The sequence below is a fragment of the Actinoplanes derwentensis genome, assembly GCF_900104725.1.
In the GTDB taxonomy this organism is placed as follows: Bacteria; Actinomycetota; Actinomycetes; order Mycobacteriales; family Micromonosporaceae; genus Actinoplanes; species Actinoplanes derwentensis.
In genome coordinates this window covers 10,210,771-10,222,311 of the sequence record NZ_LT629758.1, presented here as the reverse complement: position 1 = coordinate 10,222,311, position 11,541 = coordinate 10,210,771, and the positions used below count along the sequence as shown (strand labels likewise).

Annotated in this window: 10 protein-coding genes and 2 pseudogenes; 5 read left to right on the top strand and 7 right to left on the bottom strand. The window is 64.5% G+C overall.

Annotated features, from left to right (window positions below):
* Nucleotides 1-14 precede the first annotated feature (14 nt).
* The 3 genes and pseudogenes from BLU81_RS52220 to BLU81_RS45675 form a co-directional block, all read left to right on the top strand.
* Nucleotides 15-242: pseudogene (locus BLU81_RS52220) on the top strand (hypothetical protein); the annotation flags it as partial.
* Between the two features lie 350 nt (nt 243-592).
* Nucleotides 593-1,690, top strand: a complete 1,098-nt coding sequence (locus tag BLU81_RS45680; RefSeq protein WP_092555787.1) for an integrase core domain-containing protein — start codon at nt 593-595, stop codon at nt 1,688-1,690.
* A 178-nt stretch (nt 1,691-1,868) separates the two neighbouring features.
* Complete coding sequence (locus BLU81_RS45675; protein ID WP_172890777.1) at nt 1,869-3,080, top strand: IS256 family transposase; 1,212 nt, start codon at nt 1,869-1,871, stop codon at nt 3,078-3,080.
* Nucleotides 3,081-3,155: 75 nt separating this feature from the next.
* Here BLU81_RS45675 and BLU81_RS51255 read toward each other — a convergent pair.
* Nucleotides 3,156-4,819: pseudogene (locus BLU81_RS51255) on the bottom strand (ISAzo13 family transposase).
* A gap of 550 nt (nt 4,820-5,369) precedes the next feature.
* On the opposite strand from BLU81_RS51255, the gene BLU81_RS45665 reads away from it, so the two are divergent.
* The gene (locus BLU81_RS45665) at nt 5,370-5,666 is read left to right on the top strand and encodes a hypothetical protein (RefSeq protein WP_231953839.1); all 297 of its coding nucleotides are present in this window, start codon (nt 5,370-5,372) and stop codon (nt 5,664-5,666) included.
* Nucleotides 5,667-5,702: 36 nt separating this feature from the next.
* Here the strand turns inward: BLU81_RS45665 and BLU81_RS45660 are convergent, their stop codons facing one another.
* The 5 genes from BLU81_RS45660 to BLU81_RS45640 form a co-directional block, all read right to left on the bottom strand.
* Nucleotides 5,703-6,926, bottom strand: coding sequence for a condensation domain-containing protein (locus BLU81_RS45660; protein ID WP_203794758.1), 1,224 nt, complete (start codon nt 6,924-6,926; stop codon nt 5,703-5,705).
* A gap of 506 nt (nt 6,927-7,432) precedes the next feature.
* Nucleotides 7,433-8,356 (bottom strand): aminoacyl--tRNA ligase-related protein, encoded by a 924-nt coding sequence (locus tag BLU81_RS45655; RefSeq protein ID WP_092555783.1) that lies wholly within the window; start codon nt 8,354-8,356, stop codon nt 7,433-7,435.
* A gap of 51 nt (nt 8,357-8,407) precedes the next feature.
* Complete coding sequence (locus BLU81_RS45650; RefSeq protein WP_092555781.1) at nt 8,408-8,653, bottom strand: phosphopantetheine-binding protein; 246 nt, start codon at nt 8,651-8,653, stop codon at nt 8,408-8,410.
* A gap of 114 nt (nt 8,654-8,767) precedes the next feature.
* On the bottom strand, nt 8,768-9,061 hold the full coding sequence (locus BLU81_RS45645; RefSeq protein ID WP_157752069.1) for a hypothetical protein: 294 nt from the start codon (nt 9,059-9,061) through the stop codon (nt 8,768-8,770).
* Nucleotides 9,062-9,066: 5 nt separating this feature from the next.
* Nucleotides 9,067-9,999, bottom strand: a complete 933-nt coding sequence (locus BLU81_RS45640; RefSeq protein WP_092555777.1) for a beta-ketoacyl-[acyl-carrier-protein] synthase family protein — start codon at nt 9,997-9,999, stop codon at nt 9,067-9,069.
* A 78-nt stretch (nt 10,000-10,077) separates the two neighbouring features.
* On the opposite strand from BLU81_RS45640, the gene BLU81_RS52215 reads away from it, so the two are divergent.
* Complete coding sequence (locus tag BLU81_RS52215) at nt 10,078-10,320, top strand: acyl carrier protein (RefSeq protein WP_092555775.1); 243 nt, start codon at nt 10,078-10,080, stop codon at nt 10,318-10,320.
* A 61-nt stretch (nt 10,321-10,381) separates the two neighbouring features.
* On the opposite strand, the gene BLU81_RS45630 is transcribed toward BLU81_RS52215, so the two are convergent.
* Entirely contained in the window at nt 10,382-11,413 is a 1,032-nt protein-coding gene (locus tag BLU81_RS45630) for a MupA/Atu3671 family FMN-dependent luciferase-like monooxygenase (protein ID WP_092555773.1), read from the bottom strand.
* Nucleotides 11,414-11,541 lie beyond the last annotated feature (128 nt).

Here is an 11,541-nt window from a genome sequence, read left to right as displayed (position 1 = left end):
GGCACCGTTGATCGGTGAGGTCTTCAACTCGGTCGCGTTCGTGGTCTTCTCGGCCGTCGGCGTTTGCGGGGTTCCGGTTTCCGCCGGAGGTGATCGTGGTGGCGGTGCGCTGGTACCTGCGCTTCAACCTGTCCTACCGCGACGTCGAGGAGCTACTCGCCGAGCGCGGTATCGAGGTGGATCACGTCACCGTGTACCGGTGGGTGCAGCGGTTCACACCGCTGTTGGCCGATGCGGCCCGGTTCACCCTGCGGGACCTTGTTGCCTAATTCAGTTCAGTGGTGTCGAGCCTGGCCACGGCCATGATCACGAAGCGCGGCGTCACGGCTGAACGCTCCGTCTGGTCAGCCGCGTGACGCGCGCCGCGGGCCCTGACCCCAGGACCACCAGCCGTCGCCGTAGCCCTACCACCTCAAAGTGTCCCTGAGCAGGCAACGAATTAGGCAACAGGGTCCTGCGGGTGCCGAAAATCTCATCCGTCCTGGTCACAGCCATTCTGATCGCCGATGCTCCCCAACGGGACCCCGGGCTGGTTTCAGCGAGCGGACCTCGGCGACGTTCTCTGCAGAGTGCTCGGCAAGAATGATCGGTTGTGCTGCTGCGACTGGCGTACCTCGGTGTGACCAACGCTCTGGCCCTGCTGCGGCTGTTGCCGATGAGTGACCGCGACAAGGACGCCGAAATCCTGGTGTTGCGTCACCAGATCATGGTGCTCGAACGGCAACTCGGTGGCGACCGGGTCCGGTTCAACCCAGCCGACCGGGCGTGGCTAGCCGCTCTGCTGCACCCGCTACCGCGAACCGTGCTGAACCAGCTGCGGCTGCTGGTGTGCCCGGACACCGTGCTGCGCTGGCACCGTGATCTGATCGCCCGCCGACACGCCGTGAGTTCCCGGCCCCGCCGGACCGGACGGCCACGAACCCTCCGATCGATCCGCACCCTCGTACTGCGCCTGGCGTCGGAGAACACCGGCTGGGGCTACCGTCGTATCCACGGCGAACTACTCACCCTGGGCCTGAAGGTCGCCGCGTCCACCGTCTGGGAGATACTCAAAGACGCTGGCGTCGACCCGGCACCGGATCGTACGAGCAGTACGGGGGCGACGTTCCTGCGCTCCCAAGCTCAAGCGCTCATCGCCGCAGACTTCTTCGAGACCATGACGCTGACCGGCGCCCGTCTGTATGTGCTGGCCGTGATCGAGCACGCCAACCGCCGGGTCCGGGTTCTCGGTATCACGCCCCATCCGACCGCCGCCTGGGTCGCGCAGGCCGCCCGGAACCTGGTCATGGACCTCGAGGACACCGGCTACCAGGTGAAGTACCTGATCCGCGATCGAGACGGCAAATACCCGGCCCTGTTCGACACGATCCTCTCCGATGCCGGCATCGGAGAGGTGCTCAGCGGCGTCCGGATGCCGCGGATGAAATCGATCATGGAGCGGTGGATCCAGTCCTGCCGCCATGAACTACTCGACCGGACCCTGATCTTCAACCAGGCACATCTGCTGTACGCCCTGCGCGAGTACGAACGCCACCACAACGAGCACCGCCCCCACCGAGGCATCGCGAACGCACGACCACGCGCACCGCTGCCCGAACCGACCACCGACCCGGAGGCCCTCGCACTGCTCCGTATCCATCGACACGACCGACTCGGTGGACTCATCCACGAATACGAACATGCCGCTTGAACAGCGCGGATGGCATTATCGGGACTGTAACCCAAAAGGTGTTTTTGGCCTGATTCGCCGGACTTGAGGGTCGGCGGGATGGGCACTGTGAGTAATGGCATCAGGGATCACGAGCGCGCCGAAGAAGGTCACCGGAACGGACCGGACGCTGTCTCCGGAGCAGGTCGCCGTCGCGGCGATGATGGCTGACGCGAAGGCTCGCGGGCTGGAGCTGACCGGCCCGAACGGGTTATTGAAGCTGTTCACCAAGAATGTCTTGGAGACGGCATTGAATGAGGAGATGACCGAACATCTCGGTCACGAGAAGAATCGTGCCGAGGTGGGCCGGCCGTCGGTGAACGTGCGGAACGGCAGTCGCTCGAAGGTTGTCGTCTCTGATGCCGTCGGTGAAGTAGTCATTGATGTTCCCCGGGATCGGGAGGGGACATTCGAACCGAAGATCGTCCAAAAGCGCCAACGTCGTCTTTCTGAAGTGGACCAGGTGATATTGTCGCTTTATGCGAAGGGTTTGACTACTGGCGAGATCTCGGCGCATTTCGCGGAGATCTATGGTGCATCCGTTTCCAAGGAGACGGTATCGCGTATCACCGACAAGGTCCTCGATGAGCAGGCGCAGTGGTCGGCCCGGCCGTTGGACGCGGTCTACGCCGCCGTTTTCATCGACGCCGTCGTGGTCAAGGTTCGGGATGGCCAGGTCGCGAACCGGCCGATCTACGCGGCCATCGGCGTCACCCTGGACGGCTGCAAGGACGTACTGGGCCTGTGGGCCGGCGTCGGCGGAGAGGGGGCGAAGTTCTGGATGAGCGTGTTGGTCGATCTGAAGAACCGTGGCGTGCGGGACGCGTTCTTTGTGGTCTGTGACGGGTTGAAAGGCCTACCCGAAGTCGTGACGAACGTGTGGCCCCTGGCCGTGGTCCAGACCTGCATCATTCACCTGATCCGTAATACCTTCCGGCTGACGTCCCGCGCCGACGCCGACACGATAAAACGTGACATCAAGCCGATTTGCACCGCCCCGAACGCCGAAGCCGCACTCGCGGCACTGGACGATCTCGACGAGAAATGGGGGAAGAAATATCGGGCCATGATCCGGCTGTGGCGCAACGCCTGGAACGAGTTTATCCCGTTCCTGGATTACGATGTCGAGATCAGGAAAGTGATCTGTTCGACGAATGCCATCGAGTCGTTGAACGCCCGATATCGGCGGGCGGTCCGCGCCCGCGGGCATTTCCCGACCGAGCAGGCTGCGTTGAAGTGTTTGTACCTGGTCACACGCAGCCTGGACCCGACCGGAGCCGGCCGTACACGATGGACGATGCGGTGGAAACCTGCCATCGATGCCTTCGCCATCACCTTCAGTGACCGATGGCCAGGAGCCGAGACCTACTAACGAGAACGCCAAAAACACCGCTCGTGGTACACGCCCAAGGATTTACGGCTCGGACCGCTAAGGCAGTGCGGGTTTTCAACTCGCGGCTTTGATCTCCGTGCCTGGATAGTGCCGGTTGGTTGCGGTGCGCAGGAGTGCTGTCGCGGCTGGTGGTAGCGCGGCCGGGGTGATGGTGGTGCCGTGTTGGTGCAGGAGTTGCCGGACTTCGGTGACGGCTCGGCGGATGGTGCTGCGGTGGGAGTGGAACAGCACGGCCAGAACGTCATGAGGTAGCTGCAGTCTTCGATGCAGGACGGTAGCCAGGACCCGATCGGGAAAGCCGAGTTGAAGCGGGCGTCCGGATCGCGGGAGGTGTGGTTTCTTGCCCGCGGCGAGTGCCTGTTGTCGGCGGTGTTGGTGTTTTGCCTGGTCGTTCTGGATGCGGAGCGTGTCGAGGTGATCGGTCAGTTCGTCGAGTTGGTGTGGGCTCATTCCGGTCAGCAACGGGTCCGACAGAGCGGTGATCTCGGTTTCCGGGCTGGTGGGCTGCTGGTCCCGGTCGGCTGGGGCGGCCGGGATCGTTGCCGGGTGCAGGGTGTAGTTCCAGTCGCCGTGGAAGGTGTGCCGGGCCAGGGGCAGGGCGGTCATGGCGGTGTCGGTGACGGTGCGGCCGGTGGGGTAGCTGCCGGTGTCGAGTTGAGCGTGAACGCGCAGGCCGGTGCGGGTGGTGGTCGCGGCGATGGACTGCACGATGACTTCGTGGCTGGTCAGCGGCCGGCCGCGCCAGTTCATGGTGATGTGGCAGAACAGCCGGTGCTCGATCTTGTTCCACTTCGATGTGCCGGGCGGAAAGTGACACACCGTGATCTGCACGCCGGTCTCGGCGGCAAGGCCGGCGAGGTCGGCTTTCCAGGCGCGGGTGCGGTAGCCGTTGGAGCCACCCGCATCCGCGGTGATCAGCAGTCGGGTGGCCTGTGGGTAGTCGTTGCGGCCGGTGGTGGTCCACCAGCGGCGGATGGATTCGACGGCGAACGTGGCGGTGTCGTGGTCGGTGCCGACGTTGACCCAGCCGGTGTTGGCGGCCAGGTCGTAGACGCCGTAAGGGATGGCTTTGCCGTCGCTGTCGCCGGGGAAGTCGTGGGTCAGGGTGGTAATCGGCTCGCCGGTGGGCGCCACTGCCGGCCGGTGTTGGTGAACTGGCCGACCAGTTCCTTCTTTTTGGTGTCGACGCTGATCACCGGGTCGCCGGTGTGCTGGTGGGCGGTGACCTGCTCGTTGATGTAGCTGAACTGCGCATCGCGGTCCGGGTGCTGTCGGCCCTCGATGGCCTTGACGTTGGCCTGCAGGCTGAAGCCCTCGCCGCGCAACAGGTCGGCGACGGTGTCCGCGCTGGCCCGGTGGCCTTGCCGGGTGAGCGCGGCGGCCAGGTTCCGGGTCGATTTCGTAGTCCATCGCAGCGGCGACATCGGATCGCTGCGTTCGTCCGGCTCGACCATCGCCAGTAGGGCAGGCCGTAGTCCCGGATCGAGATCGACGGCTCGTTTGCGGCCGCCGCCGGGCCGGCGGACCCGTCCCAGCGGCGGCGCACCGGCGTCGAGTTCGTCCACGCCTGCCGATACCGTCGCCTCGCGAACGCCTGCAGCCTGGGCAACCGCCCGGATACCGCCATGACCGAGCGTCCGGGCCTCGGCCGCCATCAACAGCCGGCGCTGCCGCTCATCCAGATGCGGGAAGATCACCTCGAACTTCGCCGCCAACATCGACCGCGTCTCATCCGTCACCGCCGTAACAGATCAACGAGCAACGATCCCGGAGGCTACGGCTTGTTTCTCTGCGACGCCTTAGGGTTCGGCGTGGCCGGAGCGGACTACACGAAGCCAGCCGAGGCCAACCTATCGTGGCCATGAGATCCACGCGCCTTCCAACCGGTACAGAAATGCCATGCACTCCTGTCTCGTTCCGCTGAAGGTCACCGCCCACCCTTCCAGGCATTCCTGCTCGGCCCGCTGCACCGAGGCCTCGCCGGTCACACAGGTGATCACGTTATACGCGCCGTTCGGAAACATGTGTAGTCCCCACTTTTCGATAATTCGACACGCTCGCTCTACCCCAGGGCCTCTGCAAGATAGGAATATGGCCGGCTAGTCGGGTTTGGGTTATTCACGCCGGTATCAGGTGGTGCGTAGAAGAGCGTGCCTTCGGTTGATCATTCAGGTGTCTAGGCCAAATGATCGAGTACCGAGGGACCGCGCTCGTGGAGTCATCATCGTTGATCAGGAGTTTGTCCGCACGTCTGCCCGGACGTGTCGGATGATCCGTACCGTCTACGCGATCACCAACCTCATCGCCGCTCAGGCCAAGCCCGCCAACCTGGCCGGATGGCTTCGCGGGCACTGGCTGATCGAATCCTTGCACCACGTCCGCGACGTGACCTTCGGCGAAGACGCCAGCCAGGTCCGTACCGGCAACGCACCCCGCGCCCTCGCCGCTATCCGCAACCTCGTGATCAGCCTGCTCCGGCAGGCGGGCATCGCCAACATCGCCAAAGCACTACGCCGAAATAGCCGCAACCCCCACCGACCGCTACAACTCCTCGGAATTGCCTGAAACGGTCAAACCTCTATCTTGCAGAGGCCCTGTGCTCTACCCGGTGTGGGAAGTGAGGGCATCGAAGAAGTCGCGCACTATCGCCTTGGCGGTTTGTCCGCTGATGGCGCCCTCGTCGGCGAATATGCGGATCCGGACGTCCGTCTCGCCTGCGTTCATTACCACACCGAATCTGGGAATCCGGGACTCGGCGAGCGACTCCTCGGACAGACTCACCGCAAGGGTGTCGTCCGCAAAGTCCGGATGCCGCCCTGGGCCGTCCGGTATGAAGTTGACGAAGTGACCGACTGCGCCGAAGGCGATGTAGTCAAAGTCCAGCGACTGCTGCCGTAGCTCCGCGCCGAGGTCATCTTGGTCGTACCGGGAATACCGGTAGCAACTCATCAGAGATGAGGCGACCTCCGCGGAGACCTCGGAGAGATTCCCACTCGACGCGTCCACACCGAGAACACCATTCTGAGCCATCATTCCCACGTAGGACTCGGAACGCGGCATGAAGCGATTCGAGGAGGTAACACCGAGGGCAAAAGCCGTCGAGCCTGAATTCCGGGAAAACGAGAGAGACAGGGCGGCGATCGACACGGCCGCGGTGGAAACCCCAGAGTTCTCGGCGACATGGCGGATGTGGACGCCGAAGCCGGCCCCCACGCCCCTGACGACATTGATCGCACCGCGCTCGCGCCCTGCTGGCATCGGGAACAGTGGCGTTCGAAACCGCTGTAAAACCCTTACGATGTGCCCGATGCTCCGTTCGCTCTGGCGACGTCCCGCCGCCCCGCCCTCGCTGGCCGTCCAGTCCGCGGGTTGCGCACTCGGCTCCGCCATTTTTCCCGGCGTCTCGATCAGGGTGCGGAGCTCGTATTCCAGAATCTCGAAGGCGTGTCCATCCAGAAGCGCGTGCGGTGCCGCCAAGATGACCCAACGGGCGTGGCGGCCGGACATCAGAATGGCGAACTTGACGGGTGGGCCGGCCGCCTGTTTCAGGTCTTCGTGTGCCACCTGGAACGCTGCACGTTCGGCAGTCTGCTCAGTCCAGGGTCCGACCAGCGTTGCGACCGGAAGGCTTCCCTCCCCTTGGACGTGTTGCGTCCAGTCTCCGGATTCGAAGACAATCCGAGTTCGTAGAGCCTCGTGTCGCTCTACGAGTCCCGCGATGGCAGCGAGAGCGCGTTGCAGATCAGTTCCTGGCGGCACCGGCCACCGGCGGTAAAGGTCGGTCCTTGGAGTCTGGTGCGCACCATCGTCGAAATGCGATCTCATATGACGCTGACCCCAAGTGAGCCCGTGGGCCCTGGTCGCCAACCCGTGGTAATTGACGATATAAAACTGAGCGTCGGTACCCACAGCATTTCCACCCTTCCCGTTGTGAATTCAGCCTTGGCTGGCTACCAATACAGAGCCTGGCGATTTAGGCTCCGCAGATCACTTCACCCCGTGGTCATCGATTGCCGGAGGGTGCGGTGGTTGTCGCGATATGCCGCCATCCGTACGGGTCGTCCGACACGCCCCGTTGGGTTTCGGAAAATGCTCGACGCAGGCGGGAGGTCACGGGATGACCGCTCGTCGCTCCTGCCGGCCACGAACCGTGCTTGCTTGCGACCCGGATGATGGGAGCGGGAATCAGATACTTCCGGGGGAGCATTCTTCGCCGGACCACTGTCGGCCGATTTCGTTGCTGGTCACGGCGGCCAGCGTGGTGACGGTATTCAGTCCGTGCCGGTGTTGGGAGGTGTCCACGGGACGGCTCAGGGCGTCCGACGACCGGGTCACGCGACGCCGGCATCATCCAGCGAGAGCACAGATCGCACGTGCTGCGGCCAGTCGGCCGGGATGTCGCCGTGCGCGGCGATCAGCGCGAGCACGATCCGTTCGAGCCCGAACGCCGCGCACGCCGAATGTGCCGGTTCCCCCGCAACCCGGATGCCGAACGGCTCGCCGAAGTGCTCCTTGTGGTAGTTACAGCTCGCTACGGCCTGCACCAGGCCATCGCCCACCGGAACCCTCAGCTCGAACTTCAGCTCCTGCTCGCGTTGAGTCGCCTTCATCAGGCGTGCGGCGCTGCCGAAGAACGGGTCCGATGCCGGCTCGACGGAGGTTTCCAGGCCGAGCGACGTCAGCCAGGCTCGCTGCTGCTCCATCCAGTCGTCGCGCCACCGTATGCAGTCGTCCGGGGCGGCGATTCGAACGAACTCCCGCATCCGGAAACTGCGCAACCGGCCTAGTTCGTGCGTGCCCTCGTGCCGGTAGCAGTGGGCTTCCGCGGTAAGCACTGCCGGGCCCGGCAGGTCCACGCCCTCGAAGAGCGGATAGATGTGGTGGCAGGTTGCCGGAAGCAGCGCTACCTCGCTGATCTGCTGTTCCTGATACCAGGCGGCATCGGTTGCGGCCCGGGCCTCCTGAAGGCGGTTCCAGTCCGCGCCGGAGCCGGTGAAGGAGTACACCGTACCGACCAGATTCGGGAATCCGTCGATGTATCCCACCCGTTCGAGCAGACCCCTCGACACGACCGGCGGCACGCCGAGCGCCTGTGCCTGTTGGGGGGCGGCCAGACGTAGCAGCGACTCGCGCAGCCCGGTGACGATGCTCTCGAACACGGCGTTGCCGACGCTGACGCCCGGCACCCCGGTATTGATCAGGCGAGCTTCGGCTGCTCGCAGACTCTGCCAGGACGGCGGCTCGACGGTAGTCATTGGCGGCTCTCTCCTGAGGCGAGACGGTGCGGGGAGGTGCGGGTTCTGGGATCACGAAGCCACATCGATATCGCCGGAGAGCTGCGCCCAGACCGCCGCGGAGAGGCGCGCGACCGTCGAGAAGGTGGTTCGGACAAGCAGGCTCTCGGGCAGCTCGACGTCGAACTCGGTCTCGACGGCCAGCATCACGCTTACGCTCTGCAGTGACGACATCCCGGCCGCCCAGAGGTCGGTGTCCAGGCCGATCTCGGTAAGCCCGGTGCAGTTGACGACAATGGCCAGTACGCGATCATCCATCAGTGGGCTCCCGGTGCGATTGTTCGGTCCCGGCCGAACGGATTCGACGTCGGCGGACCGCCTGGGCAACAACCCAGCGATACGGCTGAGCAAGGTCGACGAGGCTCGCGATCCTCATCGACGGTCCCCGTTGCCGATGAGACGGACGACGTCGGTGCGTTCCAGCCGCTCTCTCTCCAGCGCCGCCACCAGAAGGAGGTCGAGACTCGCCAGGACGTGCGCCACCTCAAACCGGGGCAGAATCCGGGTGTCGGCACGGAAAGTGAGCATCAGCACCTCGTGCGATATGTCCAGGAGAACGCCGAGCACCACGTTCTCCGAGTTCAAAGCCGGTATGAACTCTTGTTCGGCAGCATCATCCGGAAACTCGGTGGCATCATTCAGAAGCCGGTGCAGTGCGGTCGTCACGCCGGTCACCGCTTCTCCGGCACGTAGTCCGCCGCCATTGCGTGCCAGGACCGCCGACTGGTCGCCAGCATGCACAGCCGGTCATTCGGCCGAATGTCGCCTTCGGCCAGCAGGGCGAACAGGTTGATCAGGATGTCTGCGGAGAAGCAATGCCCGACCTCCCGGGCCGTCGGCGTCAAGATCTGTGCCGGACGGCATCCCGCAGCCATGGCCAGGAACGATCGCGGTGTGGTGCCGTAGTTGGCGGTCACGAAATGACGGCAGTCCACCGGCCGGTGGTCCAGCCCGGCGAACGCCTGCCGGACGGCCTGGCCGATGTTGCGGTTCATAGTGCGGGCCTGGTTGAACCCGCGGTTCATGTCGATGTCCAGCTGAGTGGCCGACGAGAGCCCGGTCAGCCGGAATCCGCCGAACGGCTGGCGGGTGACCAGACAGGATGCGGCGCCGTCGCTCATGACCGTCAGCCCGTCCGGGTTGAACCGAGTGCCGTCGCGCACAGCGTCCGAGGTCACCAGTAACACGGCGTCGACCGGTTGGGTCGCGAGGATTCCCCGTGCCGCTGCGAGCCCTAGCCCGAGGTTCCCGCAGGCGCCGCCGCTGACGGCCGTCGCCGACACATCGACGAGTCCGGCGCCCTCGAGAAAGGTCCACATGTCCATGGTGGGAGTGGCCCCCGTCGGGGTGTCGGTGCAGTACACGACCGCACCGACCGACACCTCCGGAGCCGCCTCGAGTGTCGCTCGCGCGGTCTCCGCGGCCATGACAGCCGGAGGGCGCTCGTCGATGCGGCAGAAGTCGATCCCCTCAGCGGACAGGGTCTCGCCGTTGCCGGCGAGCGACCCGCCGGCGACCTGCTCGACGGGGACCGGCCGGCCGACAGCGAATCGGATCGCCGACAGATGACATTCCACGTCGACCGGCAACGGATGTACGGCCACGGAACCTCCTCGATGGTGGTTCGTCGAACGACGGTGAGGTATACAGAGGGAACCGGGCACCGATAGGGATGAGGCAACATGGAAACGGGCCTGAATGCCACCGAGCGGACTGTGCGGTCCGTGTGGGCCGAGGTTCTCCAGTGCGAGACTTCGGCCATCGCGGTCGACATGGACATCATGGATGTGGGGGGCTCCGTGGAGCTCATCCAAATCATACTCGAATTGAATGAGGCATTCGACTCCGAGCTGCCCCTGGACGTCCTGCTCGATAGGACCACGGTCCGATCGATGGCAGCCGTTTTCGACAACCCTCCCCGTTAGCGGAAGCATCTGTGCAAGTGCGTAACTTGCGCAGTTGCACAGCGCCCATGGTGCTCCACATTTAATTCTTGATCGATGCTTCCTGCAACTCCGCCAGCAGGGGGAGGCTGTCGAGCACCATCTGATGGTCGACTCCGAAATCGATTAGCGCGGCGACCTCGTCCACCCCCGCCTGGGCAAGCCGGTTAACCATCGGACGCACGTCGTCGATAGATCCGAACAGCCCGGCGGTTTGGAAATACCGCTCGAAGGAACGATCGATGAGGATTTCGATGTCCGCAGCAGTGGGCTGACGAGAGGCAAACCGTCCGAAACTCTTCTCCACCAGACTGAAGTTGCTGCGTAGATAGCGCGAGAAGGGCGCCCGGACGATGTCCCGCGCCTCGTCGACATCGGCGGCGAGGAAAGTGTGCAGCATCAGGGCGACGTGCCCGCGCCCGGCATGCCCGTGCCGTACCCGGGCTGCCCGGTAGGCGGCGATGGACTCCGCGAGCCGGTCCAGGTCCTGGCCGATCAGATGGGTGAGCACTCCCACGCCGAGCCGCCCCGCGTTCTTGAATGTCTCCGAGCGCCCGGCGCTGGTGAGCCAGATCGGAAGGGTGCGCTGCACCGGGCGCGGATACACGGACGTGGTGACCTCGGCACCTTTGCCGTCGGTTCCGACGAAACCGCCGCCGCGCCAGATCGTGCTGATTTCTGTCACCGCGTCCAGCACCCGCTGGCCGCGGTCGGCATAGGCGTCGGGGCGCAGGACGAAATCGGCAGGGCTCCAGCCGGATGCGAGGGAAATACCCACCCGGCCGTTTGACAGATTGTCGACCACCGACCAATCCTCGACGATCCGAGCCGGATGGTGCAGCGGACCGACCACGCTGCCTGCCCGAATCTGCACCCTCTCGGTTATCGCGGCCACCGCCGCACCGGTGACCGCCGGGTTCGGATATCGGCCGCCAAATGGATGGAAATGCCGTTCGGGGGTCCACACAGCCACGAGCCCGTTTGCATCAGCGAATCGGGCACCGTCCAAAAGCAGCCGGTATCCCTGCGCCGACGAGGCGTCGCCGTCCGCGAAGTAGAACAAACTGAAGTCCACAGAGTCACCCGTTTCCTGTACGGGACCGAGATGAAGCGATCTTAAGCGGAAAGCGCGTATCGCATCCACCAGACCGCGGGTGACTTCTGCACAAAGGACACGGCCACCCGGTCGCCGGTATAGTCACC

Coding starts and splice junctions, on each gene's coding strand:
- BLU81_RS45675 (WP_172890777.1), top strand. CDS start 1,869: ATGATGGCTGACGCGAAGGCTCGCGGGCTGGAGCTGACCGGCCCGAAC.
- BLU81_RS52215 (WP_092555775.1), top strand. CDS start 10,078: ATGGAAACGGGCCTGAATGCCACCGAGCGGACTGTGCGGTCCGTGTGG.
- BLU81_RS45665 (WP_231953839.1), top strand. CDS start 5,370: ATGATCCGTACCGTCTACGCGATCACCAACCTCATCGCCGCTCAGGCC.
- BLU81_RS45650 (WP_092555781.1), bottom strand. CDS start 8,653: ATGGATGATCGCGTACTGGCCATTGTCGTCAACTGCACCGGGCTTACC.
- BLU81_RS45660 (WP_203794758.1), bottom strand. CDS start 6,926: ATGAGATCGCATTTCGACGATGGTGCGCACCAGACTCCAAGGACCGAC.
- BLU81_RS45655 (WP_092555783.1), bottom strand. CDS start 8,356: ATGACTACCGTCGAGCCGCCGTCCTGGCAGAGTCTGCGAGCAGCCGAA.